Raw genomic sequence first — 22,354 nt, 5'->3', positions numbered from 1 at the left:
TTTACCGCTTTTCCCAGTCCAGAATCTCCCTTTTGCGGTCTGGACCCCAGCGGTAACCGCTGAGCGAACCATCCCCCCGCACAATGCGGTGGCATGGAACAATCAGGGCCAGGCGGTTGCTGGCGCAGGCTCCAGCCACTGCACGCACCGCTTTGGGTTCACCAATCAGAGAAGCAAGCTGTGCGTAAGAACGGGTTTCGCCAAAAGGAATTCGTCGCAAAGCCTGCCAGACTTTCCACTGGAAGTCTGTTCCCCGCACATCCAGGGCAACCTCCACAGTCTGGGTCTCTCCCCTCAGGTAGGCCAGAACAGCTTCCCGGTAAAGTGCCGTGCGGGAGGCGTCCTCGATCAGGGTCGCTTTCGGGTATTCCTGGCGCAGATCAGCAAGCAGGTCCTCAAAGGTGCCGAATTGCAGGCTGCACACCCCCAGATCCGTCACAGCAAGCAGCATCAGGCCAAAAGGGGTCTCAAAAGTCTCATAAGCGATGGTCATGTCTTTTCCTCCCTGCTGGTAGACTCTCGGCTGCATTCCCAGAAATCCGCTGCTGCGTTCGTACAGGGCACGCAGGGATTCGAATCCAGCGTCATACAGGCTGCGGGTGATGCTCTGGCCTTCAGAGAGCATTTCCCTGAACCTTTCCAGCTTCTGCAACTGGGCAAACTGCTTCGGGGTCATTCCGGTGTGCTTCTTGAACGCCCGGATCACCTGATGGGCCGTCTGATCGAGGCGTTCAGCCAGTCCCTGCACCGTGAGTTCAGGCTCCGCCAGCAGCAATTCCGCAATGCGTTCGGTCAGGTGCAAAGACTCCGGGATGGGCCGATACCCTGCACCTTCTGCCTCTGCCACCGACCTGAAAAACACCAGATCTTCTGGACTGGGCAGCAGGCGCAACTGCTCAGGGGTGTAGTAGACCAGGAGGTACCTCACCCCGATCAAAACGTCCTGCAAATCGTGCCGTCTCAGGGCTTCGTACTGCTGAAGGTCACTGGACATGGTCCCAGCTTAAAGCCCTGCAGGGTTGAAAACCATCCGATTTTGGATGGGGTCAAGACGAAAGGTGAAGGGCGAGCCATCGGCCCGCCCCTGCATTGGTCCTCTCTTACTCCTCTTCCAGTGCAGGCAGTTCCACCCGGAAGGTGGCCCCTCCTCCGGGGGTGTCCAGCACCTGAATGTTTCCCTGGTGCATGCGGATGATCTGCGCCACGATGGTCAGGCCCAGTCCGCTGCTGCCGGAGTGCTTGCCCCGGTAGAACTTCTGGAAGATTTTTTCTTTTTCCTCGTCGGTGATTCCAGGTCCGTGGTCAATGACCTCCACCCTCAGGGTGTCCTTGATGCGGGTCGCCGCAATGTGGACCTTCTGGATGTCTCCTGAGGCCCGGACAGCATTGCTGACCAGGTTGCGCCACACCTGCATCAGGCGCTCAGGGTCACCAATCAGTTCCAGAATGCCACTGGTTTCCACTTCCAGCCCGGGAAAATCTCTGGAGAGGTCCTGCAGTTGCTCATCGAGTTCAATGAAGTGAGGGGTGTAGGACTGCTGAATTTCCCCTCTGGACAGTTGCAGGAGGTCGTTCACCAGTCGGGTCATGCTTTCCGAGACGCGGGCCGCATCCCGGATGTATTGCTTCTGCTCTTCTGGAACCTCGCGTTCTGCGCGTCGCAGGTATCCGCTGATGGCGGTGAGGGGGGTGCGCAGTTCGTGACTGGCCTCTGCAAGCAGGACCTTTTGCTGGTGAATGGCTTCCCCGAGGCGGTTGAGGGTCCGGTTGAGGGTCCCCACCAGCAAACCCAGTTCATCGTCTGCCCCCTGGTATTCGATGGGCTTGAGGTTGTTCTCGTTGATGGCGCGGGTCTGGCGTGACACATCCACCAGAGGAGCCAGTGCAGTGCGGGTCACCACGTACACGGCAGCAATGGAAATGATCAGCATCCCGAGCACCACGCCTGCAAGCACCGTGAGGGCATCTCTGGCAACGGTTTGCAGGTAGGTGATGTCCTTGCGCACCGCCAGCGTGAAATCGGCTCCGGCAAATTCAGTGGGTTGCAAAGCAATCAGGTAATTGCGGCCTGCATAACTTCGTTGCAGCACGGGCTCATTTTTCTGCTGCAAATCAGACAGGGTGAGGGCTGGAATGTCGCTCTGGTAGATGCGGTCCCCACTCTCGGGATCATACACATCCACCAGCAATCCGCCCGTCTGGCGTCCAGACAGGCCACTCTGGTACACCTGACTGATCAGTTCGGCGTCCTGCTGAAGCTGGGTGGCCTCCTGAGTCTTGAGGCCGTAAAACATGGCGATGTAGGCGGCACTGGTGCCCACCAGAATCACCAGCAAAGTGAGGGCACTGACCAGCAGAATGTTTCTTGCGCGGATGCTCAGCATGGATGTGTGATTCACCTGATTCAAAAAAGGCACCTGCAGGAATGCAGGTGCAGAAGATGGCTCTGGGTCAATGGAGAGCGCATTGTTGCTATCGCTCAGGGGGTTTTCAGGGCATAGCCGATGCCACGAACCGTGCGGATCAGGCCGTAACCATCGAGGTCACGCAGTTTGGCACGCATGTTGGCCATGTGCACGTCCACCACATTGCTGTTGGAGGGCAGTTCGCCGTTCCACACTTCACGCTCGATTTCCTCACGGGAATACACACGTCCAGGCTGGCGGGCAAGGAAGGCCAGCAGATCAAATTCTTTGGGAGAGAGGCGCACTTCCTGACCAGCGTACTGGCACAGCCGCTTCTGTGGGTGGATCTCCAGTTTGCCAATGGCAATCACTTCGCCCTGTTGCTGGTGCCTGAGCTGCACGCGAACGCGGGCAATCAGTTCATCGGCATGGAAGGGTTTGGTGAGGTAGTCGTCTGCTCCAGCTTCCAGCAGGTTGACCTTGCGGTCCACAGCGTCAAGTGCCGTCAGGATGATGATCGGCACACTGCTGGTCTTGCGTAGACGACGGGCGATCTCGGCCCCATCAAAATCAGGAAGGCCCAGATCCAGAATCACCAGATCGGGATTCTGTTCTCTTGCCATGGTGAGTCCGCTGACCCCGTCGGGAGCAGCCAGAACCTGGTATCCTGAACGCTCCAACTCGTAGGTGACGATGTTGGTGATGTCAGGATTGTCCTCAATGATCAGGATGCGTTTTTCCATCTGCGCTTCTCCTTCAGGTCAGGGTGTGATGTTCGGGTCATTCGAATTTCAGGCGGATTTTGTAGTTCTCACTCAATATTTTACGAAAACTGCCGCGTCCTGTCCCGAGGTCGAGCAGGATGTCCTTGCCGTCGTTCGTGGTGAGGCCCTCAAAGCCTTTTTTCACCTGGTTGGGCTGCGGGGTCACGATCAGCATCTTGACTGCAGTTCCACCAGGGAGCGTTTTGTTGTTCGCGGTGTTGAGGGTCAGCGTGAAGTCCTGAACTTCTCCGCGTGCGATAGACGTGGCGCCCTCCTGGCTTGTGATCAGAATCTGGGTGCCGTCCGGAAGGGACGGAACGCCCAGTCCGATCAATGTTGCTAGGGTAAAGAAGACCATGCCTACCATACTGTCACCCATGCTAATGGCTCGGCACTTCAGATTGCACAGAAGCGCATGAACACATCTTAATCTTAATCAAAAGTCACTGGTGGCCCACCAGGGTTCGCGTTTTGCTGCTCTGGGAGCGTGCGGATCTTTCAGGGAGGTGAGGGTGCGGGCCAGACCATCCCATGCACTGTCCTGCAGGGGATCAAGCTGAACCGTCTGCTGGTAGGCGTTTGCAGCGAGACGAAGTTGAGAACCCTGTTCGTACCCCTCTGCAAGGCTGAGCAGAAGCCTGAGCTGCATTTCCATCAGTTCTGCCCGGCGGTCTGCGCACCAGTCCGAGTCAAAGTCAGGGAGGAAAGTGCCGTAGGTGTTCACGGCCTGCTGCAGCAGGTCAAAGTTCTGTGCGTTGGACAGGGCCTTCTGGGCCAGCTGAATGTAATTGCGGACGTCGTATTCCAGGGACAGTTTGGGGTCAATGAAATACCTGCGGTTGTTGGTGGCAATCACCTCGGGGTACAGGGATTTCCTGAGGCGGTGCAGGGTGGTGTGAAACAGGCTGCTGGCCCGTTCCTCGTCTTTTTCAGGCCACAGGGCCTCTGCAGCTTCCCAGCTGGACACCTGACCTTTTTCCAGCAGGAAGTAGAACAGCTCACAGGCTTTTCTGGAGGCCCAGGTCACCACTTCCTTCTGGTACATCACCACCGACTTGTTGAGGGCGTAGATCTGCATGAGCACGCTGGGCTCTGGTGAGGCCTTGAATTCCTGCACCCGTTTGAGGCGCAATTCAATGGCGTCCAGAAGTTCCTGGCGGTCAAAGGGTTTGGCCAGGTAATCGTCTGCCCCGCTGCCCAGCCCGGCGCGGATGTGCTGGATTTCCGCATGGCTGGAGAGAAACACAAAGGGAACATGGGTGATTTTCATCTCTTCCCGCACCACTTGCAGGAAGCTGAGACCGTTCATGGAGGGCATCGCCAGATCTGAAACGATGATGTCTGGCACCTGATTGCGCAGGAGTTCCAGGGCAGCGAAGGCACTGCTGGCCGTCATCACTTCATACCCGGCCCGTTCCAGGGTCATTTTAATCAGTTGCAGGATGGACGCTTCATCATCCACGACCAGGACTGTTGGCATGGTGTCAGTTTATCAAACTTCTGTAGGGTGCGTTGCAAGCGTGGTTTTTGATACAAGTGAGCCGAAGGCAGAAGGCCAGGAAAGCCTCAGCTTAAGCAGTTCAGCCTTCTGCCTTGGCCTTTTGCCTTCTGCCCCTTTCCCACAACCCACACAACATCCCACCCTCAATTATGTTATAATCGTATTCAGCTGCGCCGCATCAGACCCTTCCAAGCTGCCAGATTTTTGGTATACTTGTGTCTTGCGGTTTCCCGCAAGAAAGGAGGTGCAACATGACCCAGTATGATCTCAACCTGATCCTGAACCCCAACCTGAGCAGTGAGCAGGTCCTGACCGAGAAAGAGTACGTGGAGGCCACCGTCAAGAACGCCGGAGCTGAAATCGTCAAAATGGACGAAATCGGCAACCGCCGCCTCGCCTACCCCATCCAGAAGGACCGCGAAGGGTACTACGTGTACTACACCATCAAGGCCAGCGGCAACCCCCTCACCACCATTGGTGACGTTCTGCGCCTGCGCGACCACGTCCGCCGTGTGGTGCTCGTGAAGGACCGTCCCGAGTGGAAAACCAAAAAGGCGTAAATTTTTGACGCTTTTGGGGAATTCACCCCACTTTGTTAAGAAGTGAAAGTGCGTTCCCAGAAGGGTTTTCCCGAATCCCAAAAGCTCGGGCTATGTGACAGAGTAAGTAAGCAAATCCATAAGCTGTGAACAAGAACGAAGGAGAACACAAATGGCTCGAGGAATGAATCACGTCTTTTTTGTTGGAGCACTCGCTCGCGACCCCGAACTGCGTTACACCCCCAACGGCACCCCCGTTTGCGATCTGACCATTGCTGGCGAAGATCAGGTTTTAGGATCTGACGGCCAGACCCGCAGCCTCCCCTGGTACCACCGGGTGGGACTGATGGGCAAACCCGCCGAAACCGCCGCTGAACAGTTCAAAGCTGGCAGCGCTGTGGCCGTCGAGGGAAGCATGGAACAGCGCAGCTGGGATGACGCTGCCAGTGGGCAGAAACGCAGCATGATCAGCATCAAGGCACTGCGCGTGGATGGGGTTTCCCGTCCTGAGTCGGACCTGGTGCGGGACAGTGGCGGTGGCTTCCGTCTGCAGAATGCCCTCAATGAGGCTGTTCTGGTCGGCAACCTTGGTCGGAAACCCGAACTGAGGTACACCCCCAGTGGTGACGCTGTGGTGGGTTTTTCCATCGCAGTCAGTGAATCCTGGAAGGGCCGGGACGGAAACTGGCAGGAAAAGACGCACTGGCTGGACATCAACGCCTGGCGAGAACTCGCCGAGCTGGTGGCCAACCTGGACAAAGGGGATTCGGTGCTCGTTCACGGTCGCATCAAGAACGAAACCTGGACCGACCGTGATGGACAGAAACGCAACTCTACAAAAGTAGAAGCGACTCGCGTCGAAGCTTTAACTCGAGGTCCGGCTCCATCTGGTGCAGTCGGAACCACCCAGCCCGCAGCCCAGAAAGCCTATGGGAATGCAGGCAACGCAGCGAAAGCAGCAGGGACCCAATCGAGAAGCTTGGATATTGATGAAGGCTTGGATAATTTTCCACCAGAGGAAGAAGATCTTCCCTTCTAAGAAGTCATCCGGTCAGGGTGGGCTCTGCCCAGCCTGACCAGAACAGCGAAAAGATGCGAATCTCTTCAATGTTCCCAGGCAGCCCACTGGATGGCCCATGAGGACCCAACATGACCGAGAAGAAACCCCGTCCAAAAGGACCCAAGCGTCCCCGTAAGCCAAAGGTTGATCCCTTTGCCATCGGTGAGCTGGAAATCACGGACTACAAAGATGTCAAAATGCTCCGCCGTTTCGTGAGCGACACCGGCAAAATCCTGCCCCGTCGCCGCACCGGCCTGAGCGCCAAGAACCAGCGCCGTCTGTCTGGCACCATCAAGATTGCCCGCCAGCTGGCCCTGATCCCCTACACCGAGAAGCTGGTGCGCAAATGAGCAGCGTCAAGGTCATTCTGCTGGAACCCCAGGCCAAACTGGGCAAAGCCGGTGAAGTGGTCAACGTCAAAGCTGGCTACGCTCGCAACTTCCTGGTTCCCCAGGGCCTTGCTCTGCCTGCCACCGCAAGCAACATGAAGACCCTGGAAGCCCGCATCAAGTCCAAGGAGAAGCAACTCGCTGCTCTGAAGTCTGAAGCCGAGAAGCTTGCCGAGGAACTCAAGGATCTGTCCGTCACCCTGCACGTCAAGGCAGGCGAAGGCAAGATCTACGGTGCAGTCACCAACAGTGACGTGGCCGAGGCTGTGAACGCCCAGACCGGCAAGAGCCTGGACCGCCACAAGTTTGTGATGCCCAAAGCCATCAAGGAAACCGGCGAGTACGAAGTGAGCTACAAAGCCCACCACGACGTGTCCATTCCTGTCAAACTCGTCATCACTGCCCACTAAAGTCAGGGATGCCTGAAAGAACCCGAGCCTGAGCTCGGGTTCTTTTTGTTGAGGGTTTCAGGTTCACATGCACAAACAGCCTTTATTGCCAGCTGATGTTCTGCTGCACAGATAAGTTCATGCTGGTTTTCACAATCACCGGGAGGTTGGGCAGGTTCATGATCAGGGTCATTTTCATGCTCTGGTTGGTGCGTTGCAGCATGGGGAGCCCATCTTTGCGGATGCGGGTTTCTCCAGTGATGTTGACTTTGTCCATGAAGATTTTCATGACAATGCGGCCTTCTTCATCCAGGGCACGGATTTCATTGAGGCCTGAAGTGCCATTCACCTGGAAGATGTACTCGTCCTGGGCCCCGCGCTGCACATAGGAGGTGCTGGAGGTCATGGTGAAATTTCCAGTGAGTTGGTAGGGAAGGCCTCCCACAAATTGCTCAAAAGGCAGGGTGATGTCCTGCTTGACGGTCTCTCCGGGGGTCCAGGCGCGGGTGTAGATGGCCTGGGTTTCCGGGCTGTTCACCAGGTCCTTCATCCCTCCCAGCAATTTCTGGAAGGTGGGATCACTGACCTCATCGAATTCCATGCTGATCCGACCATCGGGGTAATGGATGGCACGGCTCAGGAATTTCAGCGGTTCTTTGCCCTCGCCCAGAGGGATGTCCATGTTCGTCTGAACGGGGATGCCTCCATCTGCACGGGCAGGCAGGACCTCCAGAGCCGCAGGGATGGTCTGGTTGACCGGAGGGATGGACCCCAGGCCGGAGAAGGATTTGCGGTAGTCTGCAAGGGCCTGGGAGGTGAGGCGCACATTGGGTTTTGGCTGCACGTCCGCCGTCAGTCCAGTGATGGTGGTGTTGCTCTGGACGGTGCCCGTGAGTTTTGTTCCAGCAGGAGCGGTCATCTGGAGGGTGGTCTGGGCCTGGGCAACTCCAACAAGCCCGAGGCTGAGGGTGATCAGCAGCATTTTCTTCATGCTTTTGTTGTACTACATGTCTTCAGGAACGCCAAGCCAGATCACAGGTTCTGGTTTTCGGCAGGAAGGATCTTCACATCCACCGAGCGGTAGAGGCGGCTGGGATAATAGTAATTTTGCAGCAGCAACTTCAGCAGGGCGGCCAGCGGAACAGCAAGCAGGGTGCCCCAGATGCCCATCAGTTCCACCCCAACCAGCAAACTGATCAGCACGGTGAGGGGGTGCAGGTTGGTGGTGCGGCCCAGCACCCAGGGGGACAGCAGGTTTCCTTCAATCTGGTTGGCGATCACAAACACCACAATCACCAGTCCCACCTGCGTCCAGCCCACCGACAGGGCCAGCAGCAGTGCAGGGACAATGGAAACAATCACCCCCAGGTAGGGCACCATCCCGAAGAGGCCTGCAATGAATCCCAGGGTAAGTGCATTGGGCACCCCACTCAGGGCCAGCCCAATCCAGATCAGGGTGCCTTCCAGCAGGGCAATGGTGAACTGTCCGCGCAGGTAGCCTCCCACTGCGGTGCCGAACTGCTCGCTGAGGGAGCGAATCCGGGGCTGCCAGCGTTCAGGAAAGAAACGCACCAGAGACTGGTTGATGCGCTGGTAATCCGCCATGAAATAAATGGAGAGGATCACCGTGAAAATGACCTGCACCAACGTGCTGGTGAAACTGACCACCAGTGATCCTGATTGCTGCAAGAGCCCTTGCAGGTATTTCAGACCATTCTGGGACAGGGCCGCCACATTGTCCTTCCAGAGGGTGGAGAGTTCGCGGGTGTACTGCTGCACCATCGGCACATCGCTCATGCCCCGAATGCGGCGCAGGGTGGACTGCACCAGCTCATTGCCCGATTGCAGAATCTCGGGGAGGCGACCCACAAATTCGGTGAGCTGCTGAAAAACCGCCACCAGCATGAAGACCAGCAGCGCAACCATTCCCGCCAGGATGCACAGCACCATCAGGATGCCCATCCCACGCCTCACCCCGCGTTTCTGCAGCACATCCAGCAGTGGATTGAACAGGTAGGCCATCAGGTACGCCAGAGAGACCATGATCAGCACAGAGGCCAGCGTGTGCAGCCATCCCCAGAGCACGTAAACCAGCAAAACAAATACGGCAACCCGCGTCCAGGGGCTGCGCCACACGTCCTGAAAAGCCTGAAGCATGCCTCAGGCTAGCATTCGCTGAAAAAAGACATTGCAGCAAAACTGAAAATGTTCAGCACAAAAAGCGCTGAACATGGCATTGGTCAAGGAACGCTAAATTCTCGATTGAGACACTTACTTCTGCTTCCATGTCTGCACCTGTTCGATCTTGAGGCTGGTGTCGGTTTTCACCTGCACCGGCATCTCGGGGGTGTTCAGGGTCATGGTCATTTTCATGGTCTGGTTGGTTTTGCTGTAACCCGGCAAACCATCAGGTCGAATGCGGGTTTCACTGGTTCCAGAGAGGCTGGCGATGTTCATCTGCATGACCATGCGTCCTTTGGCATCGGTGGCTTTCAGCACACTGTTTTTTGCAGTGCTGGTGCTCTGAAAGACAAACTCTCCGGCAGCATTTTTGCCCTTGTAGGTGGTTTTGGTGGTGACCTTGAAATCCCCAGAGAACTTCACTGGAGCTCCACCTGTGAACTGGTCAAACGGCATGGAGACCGTCTGGGTGACACTTTCTCCTACATTCCAGGCCTTTTGATAGAAGAGCTGGCTCTCTTTGTTGTTCAGGAGGGAATCGGTGAGTCCCTGCATGATCTTTTGCAGCATGGGGTCCTTGGAGGGCTCCAGTTTCATGCTGATCTTGCCATTTTTGCTGTAGAAGGTGTTGATGGTGATTGTGGAGTTCTTGCCTTCCTGCCCCATGGGAATTTGCATCTTCATCTGCACTGGTGTGCTGCCATCGGGCTTTGTGGCCAGCACCTTCAGGGTTGCAGGAAAAGACTGGGTGGTGTTTGGGAGGTTTTTGGGCACATTGGCAAAGGTGTTTTTGTACTGTTCCAGTTCTTCCTTGCTGACTTTTTTGCCTGGTTGCGGAGACACACTGGCTTTCATGTCCAGAATCTGGGTGTTGCTCTGAAAAGTTCCAGTCAGTGTGGTGCCCGGTTTTGCCGTCATGCGGATGGTGTCGGCGGCCTGTGCAAAGCTGACAAGTGCAAGTGAAAGGCTGACATAAAAAGTGGCATGTGAAGATTTCATACCTGATGTTACGTGCATGGAGCGCTAAGGGTTCCCGGATTTAAGGTAAACTTGTACGCATGAAACTCGCCGTGATCGCAGATCTTCACGCTAACCTGACAGCGACTCTGGCTGTCCATGAGGACATCAAACGGCGGGGGATGAGCGAAATCTGGGTCCTGGGTGATCTGGTGGGAAAAGGCCCCCGCCCAAGAGAAGTGGTGGAGTGGGTCTCGGACACTGCAGACCGGGTCATCATGGGCAACTGGGATGCCCGGGTGGCCGGAGCCAGCCACAGGCCACAGGACATCTGGCCCCGTTCTCAGCTCTCCCCTGGCCAGGTGAGCTACCTCGCCAACCTGCCTTTTGCCATTGAAGAAACCTTCGGGAACCTGCTGTGGCGTTTCGTGCATGCCAGTGCCAAAGGGGTCTTCCACCGGGTGTACCCCCACTCCAGCCTGCCCGAGCAGCGGGAAATGTTCTACCCACAGCCCGAGCGTGGCCTGAGTGAATTTGCGGACGCCGTGGTGTACGCAGATGTGCACGAGGCTTTGCTGGTGGATGTGGAAGGCCGTCCCCTGATCAACACCGGTTCGGTGGGCAATCCGCTGGACAGTGTACTGGCCACCTACCTGACCCTGGAATTTGAGCGTTCTGGCTTCACCATGGGTTTTGCCCGGGTGATCTACGATCGGGAGGAGGAAATCGCCTGTGCAGAGCGCAGCGACATGCCTTTCGTGAAGGAGTACATCCAGGAGATTCGCACCGGGCGTTACCAGAAACGCCGCCCCCGCAATCTGGAAAGCACCTGACAGGTCAGACCGTTCTCAAAAACGAGAGCAGGAGCGTGTCCGCTCCTGCTCGTGTTTTTGTGGGCGCGGGGTAGTTTGATGCACGCCCACTTAAATCTTAATGAGGAATCTTCAGAACTTGTGGTGCTCTCGATCACCGCTTTCTTCAGAAATCATTCATCAAAAGCAGGTCTGGTTCTCAGCTGCACTTTCTGGTCTGGCAGACATGGACGCTCACATATCGACTTTTTAGAGGGTCTGGAATGGCAAGCACCACATGAATGCCCTGAGCATCCTGGTAGTAAACGGTGCCCTTGTTCTGGTAGAGGTCTGACAGCGCACTCACTTTGGGGAGACCTGCCCCGGAGTTTTCATCAAACCACCAGGTTCTGTACACATAAACGGGTCCAGAGACAGGAATGATCAGTTCTGCCCAGGCTCCTGTGGTTCCAGGGACAGCGGAGATGTTCACAAACTGGTTGTCGGTGGGAAGACCATCCACGGTGACGGAAACCAGCACCTTGCCTGGAATTTTGCCTGTGCCGCTCCCGAGGGTGTAGCTGTACAGGGGCGCATTTCCCCCTGGTGTGGCGATGATGCGGGTCTGGAAGGTGTCTGCTGCCTTGCTGGTGCCATTGGGCACCCCCCACAGAGCAATGCTCTGCCCATCGTTCCGTTCCACGGTGAATGCAGCTGTGGGGTTGGAGACTTCGGTGGCGTCCAGCACATTGACCGACAGGTTCAGGTAGGTGCTGTCACACACGTAAGCGTTCCATGCGGCCTGCAAATTGCATTTGCTTCCGGTCAGGAAAGGGGTGTTTGCGGTGACATGGCGGTTTGCGACTCCGGTCACACTGCCGTCCTGATCGTAGAACACTGCGCCCCGGTAACCATCGTGGGGATCTTCGGTGTTGTTGAAATTGGGGGCTGGAGGGGTGTCCAGGTACACCCGGTTGCTGTTCTCAAAAGTCAGTTTGGAGGCGTAATTCTGCCCGGAGAGGTTGAAGCTGGTGTGCCTGAGGTAACCCAGTGCCGCACTGCGCTCTCCGGTGTAGTTTTTGAAGGTGGAATTCCTGACCCCAACCGGGCCGTCATAGAACTGGAAGCCTGTGCGGGGTTCCTGTTCAGTGGCATTGCCAAGGGTGTTTTCGGTCTTGCCAATGAAAAGCCCTCCGGTCAGGTAGGCCCGACTGGATGCGAAAATGGCCCCGATCACGTTGTCTGCCAGAACAGGGTTCAGCAACTCCAGGTACCCTCCACGGAACCACACTGCCTGATTCTGGTGTTTGTAAGCGGTGAAGTTCTGGAATCGGGCAGGAACAGGCATGTTGGTTTTCTTGTCTGTCTCAATGTCTCTGGCAGGGACCGTTCTGGGGGCGTAATAACTGGTGCTGGTCCCCATGCTGCTGAGGTTCGAGTGGTCCTTGCAGGTGTTTCTGGAGGCTGTGCTGGCACAAAGCGTGCTGCTGAGGCTGGTGTCCACAAAAAGGCCCTGCCAGGCAGAGTGTGAAACATTGCCATCAAATCCGCCCAGAAATTCCCGCCTCGGATAAACACTGTCCATCCAGGACACATCCTGTGTGCCCCGGCCAAAGGGAAGGGGTTTCTCGGGCAGGGCATACCAGTACCCGATGTGCGCTTCGCTGGCACTGTTGCCGGTCAGGGTGTTGCTGGGCCGGGTCACCCAGTACGCCGAGGGACGGTCATCTGTGGGAATCAGGCGGGCCGTGTCTTTCAGGGCTTTGACGTAGGCCACCAGGTTGTTCTTGACCGTGTTTCCTGTCTCACTGCCTTCTTCGAAGTAGACGCAGTGCCCTGTGGCGTTGTACATCACGTTGTTCTCGATCAGGAGCTTGTGGGTGCCGTGAATGACCACGCAGCGGTTGTAGGTGCGCCAGATGCTGCTGTTCTTCACGTAGGAGCCTGCACCCCCTGCGGCAAGCTGGTGAAAATGAATGGGGTAGCGTCCAAAAACACTGCGCTGTCCCATGTCCCGGAATTCCACTCCGTTGATGTGCACGGTTGAACCGCTCATGGCCATCAGGTGCCCGCCGATCTGCTTGCTGCCTGCCACCGTTCCGGTGTCCAGGATGGCTTCATCGCTGCGCACCACCACGTTGTGGCTCAGCAGACCCACTTCAGCCTGCTCCTGAACCCCACTGGCGGTGGTTCCCCAGTGGGCAAAAGACAGCGGCTGACTGAGGGTGAGGGTCTGGCCTGAGATTTTGGTGATCTGGCGGCGTTCAGTCTGCGGTTTGGGACTGTAGGGGTTGTAGAAACTGCTGGAGGTGATGATGATCTCATCTCCCACCTTCCAATCCAGGGCATCTTTCACGGTGATGGTGCTGCTGCCTGCTGTTGCTGTGGCAGACAGGCGGGTCCAGGTTTTGACCTGAGGGGAACCGTGCAGGTCGAGGGTGCCCCCCATCAGGCCCAGCACCTTGGCCCCCATGCTGTGGATGTTGTCCGAGAGGTTGTTGCTGGTCAGCACAATCTCTGCCTTGCCCGTGATGGGCTGTGCTTCTGTGCCCGCCTGGAGTTTGCCGTGCACCATCACATAATCGGTCCTGAGGGTGACGTGTGCTCTGGGGTCAAAAGACAGGGTTCCCTCTACCGTCAGGCCTCTGAGTGCAGGAGGAGAGACATCCAGCAGAATGGTTTTGTCTTTCGGGATGGTAACAGTGTCTCCTGTTCCAGGAACCTTGCCCCCCCAGGTTTGCGGGCTGGACCAGAGCAGAGGGCCTGCTGAGCCTGGAGGGGGATTGGTGGATGGAGATGAGCTGCTGCAAGCCATCAGGAACAGGGTGCAGGACATCAGAAGGAGTTTATGCATCTGTTCCATTTTACGGAACTTGCACGCAGAATGTAACAATTCTGACCAGAAATCAGGCAGGCTGCAGGTGACCGCGAACCAGGGCCAGAGCAGCCACTTTCAGTTCACGGTGAAAATCGACCAGCAGGCATTGCAACTCAGGGTTGGTCTGCAAGGCCTCCTGCAGGGCCTGCGGTATGTTGGAGGTCTGGTACAGCCCCATGATGGTGCCATACAGGTGCATCAGGACCTGCACGCCATTGTGAACAGGCAGGGCAGCCTCCAGCAAAGTTCCCAGTTTGGACAGCTCTGTGTTGAGCCACATCTTGAAGTTCAGTCCAGCTTCGACAGTGACCCCGGCCTCCAGCACGCCTGACAGCATGCTGAGCAGGCGCAGCATGTCGTCCCTGTTCTGCAGGCTGTCACTCAGGACCTGCACCATCTGCTGGGGAGTGAAAGGCGGCTGGAAGGCCACCTGCAATTCTGTGAACCAGTCTTGCAGTTTGGTTTTGAGGATCTCCAGAAAAAGTTCTTCTTTGCTCTGGAAGTACAGGTACAGGGTGCCCTTGGCGAGGTCGCTGGATTTTGCCACCATCTGCATGGTGATGTCGGTGTACGGGGTGGTGTGCCACAGTTCGAGTGCGCTGTCCAGAATCTGGAGTCGGCGGTTTTCTTTCTGGGTGTCGCTTCTGGCTCTTCGCATCTCTGATCCCCTTCATGATTAATGACCGCTGGTCATTTGTCAAGCAGATTTCACACCTGTGGCTGTGGCACACTGCAAACCATGACCCCTCAGGCTGCAGGCGTGATGATGATCAACCCACAGGCCCAGATCCTGCTGGTCAGGCACAACTATGGACAGAGAAGATGGTCTTTTCCTGGAGGGGCCGTTGAATCTGGAGAGGCTGTACTGGATGCCACGCTCCGCGAAGTGCGAGAAGAACTGGGCATCGAAGTCCAGATCCAGTGCTTGATTGGCCTTTACCGCACGACAGGCAAGAACAAACCCGACCGGGACGTGTACGTGTTTCTGGCAGAGGTGCCTGCTTCCATGAACTTCAATCCAGACCCCACTGAAATTGCGGAAATCCTGTGGGTTGACCCCAAAAATCTGCCCTCTCCCCTCACCAATGAGGTGGCCCATGCGGTCAGGGACCATCTGGAGCAGCAGCATGGCAGGGTCCGGCAAGTGCAGCGCCAGAATTGACTCATTCCCCCAGCAGTCGAACCAGCAGCTCTCTCAAAGTCTGAATTTCCTCTCTGGTGAAACGCTCAAAGGTTTTCTGTTTGTCCTGGATGTGCAGGGGGAACATCTTCTGCACCAGGGCCACCCCCTCAGGGGTCAGGCGGATTTTGAAGGCCCTGCGGTCCTCCGGATCACTGTCCTTGGTGATCCAGCCAGATTCCATGAGCCTGTCCACCCTTGCCGTCATGGCAGGAGCCGTCACAGCCATCACGGAGGCCAGTTTTGCCAGCGTGAGCCCTTCTGGCGGTGCAGAGCGGTACAGGCTGAGGAGCACATCTGCAGCTGCAAAGTTCAGGCCAAAGCCGGCCAGAAACTGGTCGTGGTCTTTCAACAGTTTCTGGCTGGTGCGGTGCAGGGCAATCAGGGTGAGGATCTCATCTAGGGGCAATTCGGGATGCTTTGCACGCCATTCGGCTTCAATTCTCTGAACACTATGTTCCATTTTTCTTCTCCATGAGGAGCCACATGGCCACAATCAGCAGGATACCGGACAGGATCTGGTACAGCGACACATGCCTGCCCAGCACCAGAGCGTCCAGCACCTGCGACATGATCACCTGACCCAGCACACTGGCCACAAGCCAGCCTGTTCCCCCCAGTTTCGGCGTGAAAATCACCCCGGCAATCACAAACCCGATGCCCACCAGCCCCCCCAGATAAGACCACCATGGGCCACCTGGAACCTGCTCAGGACGGCTGAACAGGAACACCAGTCCAGTGCAGATGGTGCCCAGCAGGAAATTCAGAAAAGTGGTGTGCCAGCGGTTCCCGTGAAACTGCGTGAAGCGCACGTTGAACATCAGGCCCAGCCATGCGGCCATTCCAGCGACAATGCCCAGAACAATCATTGGAGTCCTTTCAGGTACACGGCAGCAATCAGCAGCACAGCGGCCACTGCCCGCCTCAGGTCAAAAGGCTTGCGGGGGAGCCCAAAAGCCCCGAAGTGGTCAATCAGGAGGCTGAGCACCGTCTGGGTGGTGATCAGCAGCACCACCGTCCAGGCGGTCCCGAGGTTCTGGGTGACAATGATGCTGGTCAGGATGTAGATGCTGCCCCAGAACCCGCCCAGCCAGATCCCGGGAGGTGCGCTGCGGATGGTGGCCACCGAAAAGCCTCTGGCCCGTCCGGTCAGAAAGAGGATCAGGGTCCCTCCGGTCATGGAGACCATCGCTGCAAACAGGGAGGACCCTGAAGCGTGCGCCAGGGTGGAATTCACCAGCAGTTGCAGGGGCATCAGGGCACCTGCCACCACCGCCAGAATCCAGATCAAAAACATGGCTTCCTCCAATCGTTCATGGATTAATTATTAAACGTTTAAGTATTTTCTCCCATCCGCCATCTGGACGATGGTCAGGGAGGGTGGTCGCGGGGACTTGTAGGGGCGGACCGCTGGCTCGTCCTCAACTGGCAGAAATGCTGATCCAGGCATCTTGACCCACCTGAATGCACATCAAAAAAGAGGCCCGGAGGCCTCTGCTGTATGCATGGTGGGATTTTGCTGTTATTTCTGCATCCAGAAGGTGTAAGAGCCTGTGCCCTGGTAGGACGTGACCAGCCAGATGTAATACCCGCTGGTGGCGGTGTAGGTGATGCTCTCTTCACTGGTGGGGCTTTCTGATAGGCCAACCACATCCCAGTCCGAACCGTTCCACTTGTACAGGTACAGATCAAAATCGGTGCCAGAAGGACCTTTCAGCCAGGCTTTCAGGGTGCCGCCCCCATACTCGAAGTAATCATTGGCCGGGGGGAAGTAGTACTCTCCAGCAGCATTGAATTTGCCCGTGTAGGTGGTGCAGTTTGCTCCAGAGCAGGGACCAGTGTTGGTTGGAGGTGGGGTGGTGGTCACCGGACTGTTTCCGATGTACAGCAGTTTGTTGGGGGTGCCCTGGGGATCAAGCACCTTGTTGGGGGTGGTGTTTCCCAGAAGGGCCGCAGTCACCTGGGCAGGGGTTGCAGAGGTGTTGCTGGCCAGATAAAGCGCAGCAGCACCACTCACATGGGGACTGGCCATGCTGGTGCCACTGTAAGAATCTGTTTTGTTGTTCAGCACGGTGGAGGTGATGTCCAGGCCAGGAGCAAACAGGTCCACACAGCTGCCATAATTGGAGAAATACGTGCGCTTGTCTCCTGAGTCGGTGGCCCCCACCGTGATGGCTTCAGGAACACGGGCCGGGCTGTAATTGCAGGCGTTCTCGTTCTGGTTGCCTGAAGCGAGCACCACCGTCAGGCCGGACTGAATGGCATTCTTGACCGCCTGATCGAGGGCAGCATCTGCTTCAGAGCCCAGACTGATGTTCACCACTGCAGGTTTTCTGGCATTCTTGACCACCCAGTCGATGCCCTGGATGACCCCATCCATGGTGCCCGAACCCTCACAGTCCAGCACCCGCACCGAGACCAGTTTGACTGCTTTGGCCACCCCATAGCTGTTGCTGCCAATGATGCCTGCAACGTGGGTTCCGTGACCATCGCAATCGATGCCATTCTTGCCATCGCCCACCGTATCAATCCCGACACTGGCCCGCCCGCCGAAGTTGCTGTGAGAGACCTGGATTCCGGTGTCCACCACGTAGGCCGTCACACCAGAGCCATCGGTGGCATAGGTGTAACTGTTGTTCAGGGGCAAGTCCCGCTGGTCAATGCGGTCCAGACCCCAGGAAGGAGGACTCGACTGGGTGGCCTGCTTGTGAACCCTTTGCACAGGCTGGATGTAAGACACCTGGGGATTGCGGGACAGCGCCTCAAGCTGTTCAGCACTCAGTTTCGCACTGAAGCCGTAGAGGGCATCGGTGTAGACCTTCTCCACCTGACGTCCCAGCTGTGCAATGCCCAGTTTCTGAACAATCCCTTCGCGGGTGAGTTTGCTGATGCCCTGCGAAGCCACCCCTGCTTCGGGTTTTTTCAGCACCACAATGTATTTCTGGGGCACTGCAGAGGCAGGGTCCACTTCCAGAACCGGAGCCTTTTTCTCTCCGGTGGTGACTTTGGGCAAAGGCAGATCTGAGGTTGGAGGAAGGGTCTGGGTCCCGCAGGCCCCAAGCAGAAGGGCCAGGGCAACACATCCCAGGGTACGTTTGGTCAGCATGGTGCTCCTGTCAGGAAGCCTGTGGGCCTCCTGTGATCATGAAAGATGGACGTAAATGTAGACCAGCACACATCTCGGTGCGCTGCTGTCGGATCACCTCAGACTGTAACACCCTGAAGAATGTGTTCAAAGATACGCAGGCCCAGAAAGGCTTTAGCTTCTCTTAAAACACCCTTGAGCGAGCCCTCAGCTTGCCAAGGCCTGCCGAACTGTGAGAAAAGCACCGTGCATTGGTCGCTGTTCCCAAAATTGAACTCAGTAAAAATATGCCCATGAAATTGCTTTACACTGCACAGGCAACAGTTGAAGGCGGACGCGAAGGTGTGGTCCGCACCAGAGATGGCAACCTCAAACTGCAACTCGGCACCCCCAGTGCCCTCGGGGGCAAAGGTGGAGAGGTCACCAACCCTGAAGAACTCTTCGCAGCCGGATACGCCGCCTGTTTCCAGAGCGCACTGCAAAGGATCGCCTTTCAGAGCAAAGTGCCCCTGCCCAGATCCAGCACCCTGACCGCCCTGGTGGGTCTGGGCAAACAGGACAGTGGCGCGTTCAGTCTGGCTGTGGAGCTGCAGATCCACCTGCCCGGTCTCAATGAAACCGTGGCCCATGAACTGGTTGAAAAAGCCCACCAGATCTGCCCTTACAGCAACGCCACCCGGGGCAACATCGAAGTGAAACTGACGGTTCAGACTGCAGAAACTGCAAACGTTTAAAACAGCAGAACGCAGAAGGCAGAAGGCGAAAAGCCCACTGCCTTCTGCTTTTGCTCTGGACCCAGCCCCACCTCTTGACTTAGAGCGCACTCTAACTTCTACAGTGGGGATGTGCAGCGCTGCACCGCAGCACCGAAATTCTCAAAGGCCCTCCAACCTCTTTCCAAACTCCACTCGCACCCGATTCTCAAGAAGCCATTCAAGGAGCCCAGAATGGATTACAGCATCGACGATGTCACCCGCATCACCGGATTCTCAAAACACACCCTCAGGTATTACGAACGGGCCGGGCTCCTTGACCCGGTGGACCGCAACCCCAGCGGTCACCGCCGTTACACCGAGATGGACATCGGACGGCTGACCTTCCTGGGCAAACTGCGCACGACCGGCATGGGCATTCAGGACATGCGCCTGTACATTGAACTTCTCAGGCAGGGGGACCACACCCGCGTTGACCGCCTGATGATGCTCGAAAACCACCACCAGCAGGTGCTGCAACAGATCGCCGCACTGCAAGACGCCCTGAAAGCCATCGAATACAAGATTGATCTGTACCGCAAGACCAGCAACTGACTTTTCACGAACCACCAACTTTCACAGGCTGGACACCAAAGGAGAACAACATGGAACAGCGCAAACTGGGACAACTTCAGGTCAGTGCCCTCGGACTGGGCTGCATGGGCATGTCAGACTTCTACGGCGCAACTGATGACGCCGAATCCTTCCGCACACTGGATCACGCACTGGACCACGGCATCAACTTTTTAGACACCGCCGACATGTATGGGCCTCACACCAATGAAGAACTGCTCGGGCGCTACCTGCAGGGCAAACGGGACAGGGTGGTCCTGGCCACCAAATTTGGCATCATGCGCAGCAAAACCCAGTGGAACGGCATCAATGGCAAACCCGAATACGTGAGACAGGCCATTGAAGGCAGCCTGAAACGCCTGCAGACCGATTTCATCGACCTGTACTACCTGCACCGGGTTGATGCGAACACCCCCATTGAGGACACCGTCGGCGCGATGGCCGATCTGGTCAAAGCCGGTCTGGTCGGTCACATTGGCCTCTCTGAGGTGAGCGCAGAAACCCTCAGGCGTGCCCACAAAGTGCACCCCATCACCGCAGTGCAGAGTGAGTATTCCCTGTGGACCAGAGATCCCGAAGATGGCCTGCTGGCAACCCTCAGAGAACTGGGCGTGGGTCTGGTGGCCTACAGCCCACTGGGACGGGGCTTTCTCACTGGAGCCTTCCAGACCCCAGACGACATTCCAGCAGATGACTTCCGCAAGCACAACCCCCGTTTCCAGGGCGAGAACTTCTACAAGAACCTCGAACTGGTGAAGAAGATCGAGGAGTTTGCTGCAGCCAAAAATGCCACGCCCGCACAGGTGGCCCTGGCGTGGGTGCTGGCTCAGGGACAGGACATCGTGCCCATCCCTGGCACCAAACGGGTCAAATACCTGCAGGACAACCTCGGCAGCCTGAATGTTCATCTCACTTCAGAAGAACTCTCTGAACTGGACCAGATCGCACCAAAAGACATTGCTGCAGGTCTGCGTTATCCAGACATGAGCTCAGTGAACAGGTAACACACCTTTCTTCTGATCTCTGCAAAGAAAACCCCACCTGCACAAATTCAGGTGGGGTTTTCCTTTCGAAAGCGGGTTAAGCGCTCTTCAGGTAATCCGGAATGGCACCCAGAGGGTTATCGATGTGCTCGGGTCCGAACTCGATGTCGGTCAGGCCGGGCATCGGCAGTTCGAACAGCAGGTCGGTCATGGCCTTTTCCATGACGGCACGCAGACCACGGGCACCCGTCTTGCGGCTCAGGGCACGGCGGGCCACTTCCTTCAGGGTCTCATCCTTGAAGGTCAGGTGCACCCCCTGAAACTCAAACAGGGACTGGTACTGCTTGATGATCGCCCCATTGGGTTCGGTGAGGATGCGCACCAGGGCTTCCTCATCGAGTTCCTGCAGTTGCACAGTCAGGGGCAGACGGCCCACAAACTCGGGGATCAGACCGAATTTGACGAGGTCATCAGGCTCGAAGCGCAGGTCTTCGAGTTCCTTATCGCCTTTGACCACGCGACCAAAGCCCAGAGAACGCTTGTTGCTGCGCTGGCGGGCCAGATCTTCCAGGCCATCAAACGCCCCACCGCAGATGAACAGGATGTTGCGGGTGTTCACCTGAATGAGCTCCTGATGGGGGTGCTTGCGTCCGCCCTGGGGGGGCACCTGGCTGGTGGTCCCTTCGATGATCTTCAGCAGGGCCTGCTGCACACCTTCACCGGACACATCGCGGGTGATGGAGGTGCTTTCAGACTTGCGGGCAATCTTGTCGATCTCGTCGATGTAGATGATGCCCCGCTCTGCAGCGGCCACATCGTAATCGGCAGACTGCAGGAGGCGCACAATCACGTTCTCCACGTCGTCACCGACGTAACCCGCCTCGGTGAGGGTGGTGGCGTCTGCAATGGCGAAAGGCACTTCCAGCATCTCTGCGAGAGACTGGGCCAGCAGGGTCTTGCCGGTCCCGGTGGGGCCAATGAGGAGGATGTTGCTCTTGCCCAGACCGGCCTCGGGGTGCTTGAGACGCTGGTAGTGGCTGACCACAGCCACTGCCAGGGCACGTTTGGCTTCGTCCTGCCCGATCACAAATTCATCGAGGTAAGCCTTGATTTCTTTGGGACTCGGCAGGTCGGAGAGTTCAAAATCTCCATGTTTGACTTTCTGGGTGCCCAGAATTTCATGCGCCCGCTCGACACATTCATTGCAGATGAATGCGTTGCGGGTGGGGGATTCGATCAGATGGGCGATCTGTGGGTATGCACGCCCACAGAAACTACAACGGTCAGCCATTATTGCATCTCACCTTTAGGGGTCGGTTGGACCACCTCGTCAATTAACCCGTACTCCAGCGCCTGCTGGGGGGTCATGAAGAAGTCACGCTGCAAATCCCTGCGGATCTGCTCGTCACTCTTGTCCGTGTGCTTATTGTACATCCCCACCAGGATGTCCTGCAGGGCCATGACTTCCTGGGCCTGCACCTGGAGGTCAGGCACACTGCCCCTGAAGCCTGCAGAGCCCGCGTGAATCATGATGCGGGAGTGGGGCAGGGCCTTGCGGCGGCCCTTGTCTCCGGCCATCAGGATCACAGAACCCATGCTCATGGCGATCCCCACGCAGATGGTGGACACCGGAGCCTTGATGTACTGCATGGTGTCATAGATCGCCAGACCGGCGTACACCTCTCCCCCTGGGCTGTTGATGTAGATCTGGATTTCACGCTCAGGGTTCTGGCCATCCAGCAACAGCAGCTGTGCCACAACGGTATTGGCCACCTGGGAATCGATGGGGGTACCGAGGAAAATGATTCTGTCTTTCAGCAGGCGAGAATAGATGTCGTACATGCGCTCGCCGCGGCCGCTTTGCTCGATGACGTATGGAATGATGCTCATGCATAGCATTATGTCATGGGTTCAGCGAAAAACCCTA

Annotated in this window: 25 protein-coding genes; 9 read left to right on the top strand and 16 right to left on the bottom strand. The window is 56.9% G+C overall.

What is annotated here, in order from left to right; translation table 11 throughout:
* Position 1: 1 nt before the first annotated feature.
* The 5 genes from DC3_RS16680 to DC3_RS16660 form a co-directional block, all read right to left on the bottom strand.
* Positions 2-994, bottom strand: a complete 993-nt coding sequence (locus DC3_RS16680; protein WP_146886269.1) for a bifunctional transcriptional activator/DNA repair enzyme AdaA — start codon at positions 992-994, stop codon at positions 2-4.
* A gap of 106 nt (positions 995-1,100) precedes the next feature.
* Positions 1,101-2,384 carry a HAMP domain-containing sensor histidine kinase gene (locus tag DC3_RS16675; RefSeq protein ID WP_146886267.1) on the bottom strand — a complete coding sequence of 428 codons (1,284 nt, stop codon included), beginning with the start codon at positions 2,382-2,384 and terminating at the stop codon, positions 1,101-1,103.
* A gap of 95 nt (positions 2,385-2,479) precedes the next feature.
* Entirely contained in the window at positions 2,480-3,148 is a 669-nt protein-coding gene (locus DC3_RS16670; RefSeq protein ID WP_034342585.1) for a response regulator transcription factor, read from the bottom strand.
* 37 nt (positions 3,149-3,185) lie between these two features.
* Positions 3,186-3,536: a hypothetical protein gene (locus DC3_RS16665; protein WP_146886265.1), complete on the bottom strand. Its 351-nt coding sequence runs from the start codon at positions 3,534-3,536 to the stop codon at positions 3,186-3,188.
* A gap of 69 nt (positions 3,537-3,605) precedes the next feature.
* Positions 3,606-4,649 carry an AfsR/SARP family transcriptional regulator gene (locus tag DC3_RS16660; protein WP_146886264.1) on the bottom strand — a complete coding sequence of 348 codons (1,044 nt, stop codon included), beginning with the start codon at positions 4,647-4,649 and terminating at the stop codon, positions 3,606-3,608.
* A gap of 272 nt (positions 4,650-4,921) precedes the next feature.
* On the opposite strand from DC3_RS16660, the gene rpsF reads away from it, so the two are divergent.
* From rpsF to rplI, 4 genes are all read left to right on the top strand, one after another.
* Positions 4,922-5,230, top strand: a complete 309-nt coding sequence (gene rpsF / locus DC3_RS16655; protein ID WP_146886262.1) for a 30S ribosomal protein S6 — start codon at positions 4,922-4,924, stop codon at positions 5,228-5,230.
* Between the two features lie 151 nt (positions 5,231-5,381).
* Positions 5,382-6,248, top strand: coding sequence for a single-stranded DNA-binding protein (locus tag DC3_RS16650; protein WP_146886260.1), 867 nt, complete (start codon positions 5,382-5,384; stop codon positions 6,246-6,248).
* A gap of 110 nt (positions 6,249-6,358) precedes the next feature.
* Entirely contained in the window at positions 6,359-6,619 is a 261-nt protein-coding gene (rpsR, locus tag DC3_RS16645; protein WP_034342595.1) for a 30S ribosomal protein S18, read from the top strand.
* Positions 6,616-7,068: a 50S ribosomal protein L9 gene (gene rplI, locus DC3_RS16640; protein ID WP_146886258.1), complete on the top strand. Its 453-nt coding sequence runs from the start codon at positions 6,616-6,618 to the stop codon at positions 7,066-7,068. Before rpsR ends, rplI begins: the two co-directional genes overlap by 4 nt.
* An 82-nt stretch (positions 7,069-7,150) precedes the next feature.
* Here rplI and DC3_RS16635 read toward each other — a convergent pair whose 3' ends face one another.
* From DC3_RS16635 to DC3_RS16625, 3 genes are all read right to left on the bottom strand, one after another.
* A complete protein-coding gene (locus DC3_RS16635) occupies positions 7,151-8,038 on the bottom strand; it encodes a hypothetical protein (RefSeq protein WP_146886256.1) in 888 nt (295 codons plus the stop codon).
* 41 nt (positions 8,039-8,079) lie between these two features.
* Positions 8,080-9,204, bottom strand: a complete 1,125-nt coding sequence (locus tag DC3_RS16630; RefSeq protein WP_146886254.1) for an AI-2E family transporter — start codon at positions 9,202-9,204, stop codon at positions 8,080-8,082.
* Between the two features lie 114 nt (positions 9,205-9,318).
* Positions 9,319-10,227 carry a hypothetical protein gene (locus DC3_RS16625; RefSeq protein ID WP_146886252.1) on the bottom strand — a complete coding sequence of 303 codons (909 nt, stop codon included), beginning with the start codon at positions 10,225-10,227 and terminating at the stop codon, positions 9,319-9,321.
* Between the two features lie 59 nt (positions 10,228-10,286).
* Here DC3_RS16625 and DC3_RS16620 point away from each other — a divergent pair, with 59 nt between their 5' ends.
* Positions 10,287-11,018, top strand: a complete 732-nt coding sequence (locus DC3_RS16620; protein WP_146886250.1) for a metallophosphoesterase family protein — start codon at positions 10,287-10,289, stop codon at positions 11,016-11,018.
* A 178-nt stretch (positions 11,019-11,196) separates the two neighbouring features.
* Here the strand turns inward: DC3_RS16620 and DC3_RS16615 are convergent, their stop codons facing one another.
* Both DC3_RS16615 and DC3_RS16610 read right to left on the bottom strand, forming a co-directional pair.
* The gene (locus DC3_RS16615) at positions 11,197-13,830 is read right to left on the bottom strand and encodes a G8 domain-containing protein (RefSeq protein WP_186816086.1); all 2,634 of its coding nucleotides are present in this window, start codon (positions 13,828-13,830) and stop codon (positions 11,197-11,199) included.
* Between the two features lie 52 nt (positions 13,831-13,882).
* Positions 13,883-14,512 carry a TetR/AcrR family transcriptional regulator gene (locus DC3_RS16610; protein WP_146886246.1) on the bottom strand — a complete coding sequence of 210 codons (630 nt, stop codon included), beginning with the start codon at positions 14,510-14,512 and terminating at the stop codon, positions 13,883-13,885.
* Between the two features lie 81 nt (positions 14,513-14,593).
* Here DC3_RS16610 and DC3_RS16605 point away from each other — a divergent pair, with 81 nt between their 5' ends.
* The gene (locus DC3_RS16605; RefSeq protein WP_186816085.1) at positions 14,594-15,016 is read left to right on the top strand and encodes an NUDIX hydrolase; all 423 of its coding nucleotides are present in this window, start codon (positions 14,594-14,596) and stop codon (positions 15,014-15,016) included.
* Between the two features lies 1 nt (position 15,017).
* Here DC3_RS16605 and DC3_RS16600 read toward each other — a convergent pair whose 3' ends face one another.
* The 4 genes from DC3_RS16600 to DC3_RS16585 form a co-directional block, all read right to left on the bottom strand.
* Positions 15,018-15,497 carry a MarR family winged helix-turn-helix transcriptional regulator gene (locus DC3_RS16600; protein WP_146886242.1) on the bottom strand — a complete coding sequence of 160 codons (480 nt, stop codon included), beginning with the start codon at positions 15,495-15,497 and terminating at the stop codon, positions 15,018-15,020.
* The gene (locus tag DC3_RS16595) at positions 15,487-15,903 is read right to left on the bottom strand and encodes a DMT family transporter (RefSeq protein ID WP_146886240.1); all 417 of its coding nucleotides are present in this window, start codon (positions 15,901-15,903) and stop codon (positions 15,487-15,489) included. The genes DC3_RS16600 and DC3_RS16595 overlap by 11 nt, the downstream gene beginning before the upstream one ends.
* Positions 15,900-16,331: a DMT family transporter gene (locus DC3_RS16590; protein ID WP_146886238.1), complete on the bottom strand. Its 432-nt coding sequence runs from the start codon at positions 16,329-16,331 to the stop codon at positions 15,900-15,902. The genes DC3_RS16595 and DC3_RS16590 overlap by 4 nt, the downstream gene beginning before the upstream one ends.
* A gap of 225 nt (positions 16,332-16,556) precedes the next feature.
* Positions 16,557-18,140 carry a S8 family peptidase gene (locus DC3_RS16585; RefSeq protein ID WP_146886237.1) on the bottom strand — a complete coding sequence of 528 codons (1,584 nt, stop codon included), beginning with the start codon at positions 18,138-18,140 and terminating at the stop codon, positions 16,557-16,559.
* 272 nt (positions 18,141-18,412) lie between these two features.
* Between DC3_RS16585 and DC3_RS16580 the strand changes: the two genes are divergently transcribed.
* The 3 genes from DC3_RS16580 (at position 18,413) to DC3_RS16570 (ending at position 20,448) form a co-directional block, all read left to right on the top strand.
* Positions 18,413-18,853: an organic hydroperoxide resistance protein gene (locus tag DC3_RS16580; protein WP_222594785.1), complete on the top strand. Its 441-nt coding sequence runs from the start codon at positions 18,413-18,415 to the stop codon at positions 18,851-18,853.
* Positions 18,854-19,066: 213 nt separating this feature from the next.
* On the top strand, positions 19,067-19,426 hold the full coding sequence (locus tag DC3_RS16575) for a MerR family transcriptional regulator (protein ID WP_146886233.1): 360 nt from the start codon (positions 19,067-19,069) through the stop codon (positions 19,424-19,426).
* A 50-nt stretch (positions 19,427-19,476) separates the two neighbouring features.
* The gene (locus tag DC3_RS16570; protein ID WP_146886231.1) at positions 19,477-20,448 is read left to right on the top strand and encodes an aldo/keto reductase; all 972 of its coding nucleotides are present in this window, start codon (positions 19,477-19,479) and stop codon (positions 20,446-20,448) included.
* A gap of 76 nt (positions 20,449-20,524) precedes the next feature.
* Here DC3_RS16570 and clpX read toward each other — a convergent pair whose 3' ends face one another.
* Complete coding sequence (gene clpX / locus DC3_RS16565; RefSeq protein WP_146886229.1) at positions 20,525-21,718, bottom strand: ATP-dependent Clp protease ATP-binding subunit ClpX; 1,194 nt, start codon at positions 21,716-21,718, stop codon at positions 20,525-20,527.
* Complete coding sequence (locus DC3_RS16560) at positions 21,718-22,326, bottom strand: ATP-dependent Clp protease proteolytic subunit (protein ID WP_146886227.1); 609 nt, start codon at positions 22,324-22,326, stop codon at positions 21,718-21,720. Before DC3_RS16560 ends, clpX begins: the two co-directional genes overlap by 1 nt.
* Between the last annotated feature and the right edge of the window lie 28 nt (positions 22,327-22,354).

Origin of the sequence: Deinococcus cellulosilyticus NBRC 106333 = KACC 11606 (assembly GCF_007990775.1) — a bacterium.
GTDB lineage: Bacteria > Deinococcota > Deinococci > Deinococcales > Deinococcaceae > Deinococcus_C > Deinococcus_C cellulosilyticus.
Note: the sequence above shows the minus strand (reverse complement) of the source record. Positions and strands in the feature narration are given on the sequence as shown.

Coding starts and splice junctions, on each gene's coding strand:
- DC3_RS16680 (WP_146886269.1), bottom strand. CDS start 994: ATGTCCAGTGACCTTCAGCAGTACGAAGCCCTGAGACGGCACGATTTG.
- DC3_RS16675 (WP_146886267.1), bottom strand. CDS start 2,384: ATGCTGAGCATCCGCGCAAGAAACATTCTGCTGGTCAGTGCCCTCACT.
- DC3_RS16670 (WP_034342585.1), bottom strand. CDS start 3,148: ATGGAAAAACGCATCCTGATCATTGAGGACAATCCTGACATCACCAAC.
- DC3_RS16665 (WP_146886265.1), bottom strand. CDS start 3,536: ATGGTAGGCATGGTCTTCTTTACCCTAGCAACATTGATCGGACTGGGC.
- DC3_RS16660 (WP_146886264.1), bottom strand. CDS start 4,649: ATGCCAACAGTCCTGGTCGTGGATGATGAAGCGTCCATCCTGCAACTG.
- rpsF (WP_146886262.1), top strand. CDS start 4,922: ATGACCCAGTATGATCTCAACCTGATCCTGAACCCCAACCTGAGCAGT.
- DC3_RS16650 (WP_146886260.1), top strand. CDS start 5,382: ATGGCTCGAGGAATGAATCACGTCTTTTTTGTTGGAGCACTCGCTCGC.
- rpsR (WP_034342595.1), top strand. CDS start 6,359: ATGACCGAGAAGAAACCCCGTCCAAAAGGACCCAAGCGTCCCCGTAAG.
- rplI (WP_146886258.1), top strand. CDS start 6,616: ATGAGCAGCGTCAAGGTCATTCTGCTGGAACCCCAGGCCAAACTGGGC.
- DC3_RS16635 (WP_146886256.1), bottom strand. CDS start 8,038: ATGAAGAAAATGCTGCTGATCACCCTCAGCCTCGGGCTTGTTGGAGTT.
- DC3_RS16630 (WP_146886254.1), bottom strand. CDS start 9,204: ATGCTTCAGGCTTTTCAGGACGTGTGGCGCAGCCCCTGGACGCGGGTT.
- DC3_RS16625 (WP_146886252.1), bottom strand. CDS start 10,227: ATGAAATCTTCACATGCCACTTTTTATGTCAGCCTTTCACTTGCACTT.
- DC3_RS16620 (WP_146886250.1), top strand. CDS start 10,287: ATGAAACTCGCCGTGATCGCAGATCTTCACGCTAACCTGACAGCGACT.
- DC3_RS16615 (WP_186816086.1), bottom strand. CDS start 13,830: ATGCATAAACTCCTTCTGATGTCCTGCACCCTGTTCCTGATGGCTTGC.
- DC3_RS16610 (WP_146886246.1), bottom strand. CDS start 14,512: ATGCGAAGAGCCAGAAGCGACACCCAGAAAGAAAACCGCCGACTCCAG.
- DC3_RS16605 (WP_186816085.1), top strand. CDS start 14,594: ATGACCCCTCAGGCTGCAGGCGTGATGATGATCAACCCACAGGCCCAG.
- DC3_RS16600 (WP_146886242.1), bottom strand. CDS start 15,497: ATGGAACATAGTGTTCAGAGAATTGAAGCCGAATGGCGTGCAAAGCAT.
- DC3_RS16595 (WP_146886240.1), bottom strand. CDS start 15,903: ATGATTGTTCTGGGCATTGTCGCTGGAATGGCCGCATGGCTGGGCCTG.
- DC3_RS16590 (WP_146886238.1), bottom strand. CDS start 16,331: ATGTTTTTGATCTGGATTCTGGCGGTGGTGGCAGGTGCCCTGATGCCC.
- DC3_RS16585 (WP_146886237.1), bottom strand. CDS start 18,140: ATGCTGACCAAACGTACCCTGGGATGTGTTGCCCTGGCCCTTCTGCTT.
- DC3_RS16580 (WP_222594785.1), top strand. CDS start 18,413: ATGAAATTGCTTTACACTGCACAGGCAACAGTTGAAGGCGGACGCGAA.
- DC3_RS16575 (WP_146886233.1), top strand. CDS start 19,067: ATGGATTACAGCATCGACGATGTCACCCGCATCACCGGATTCTCAAAA.
- DC3_RS16570 (WP_146886231.1), top strand. CDS start 19,477: ATGGAACAGCGCAAACTGGGACAACTTCAGGTCAGTGCCCTCGGACTG.
- clpX (WP_146886229.1), bottom strand. CDS start 21,718: ATGGCTGACCGTTGTAGTTTCTGTGGGCGTGCATACCCACAGATCGCC.
- DC3_RS16560 (WP_146886227.1), bottom strand. CDS start 22,326: ATGCTATGCATGAGCATCATTCCATACGTCATCGAGCAAAGCGGCCGC.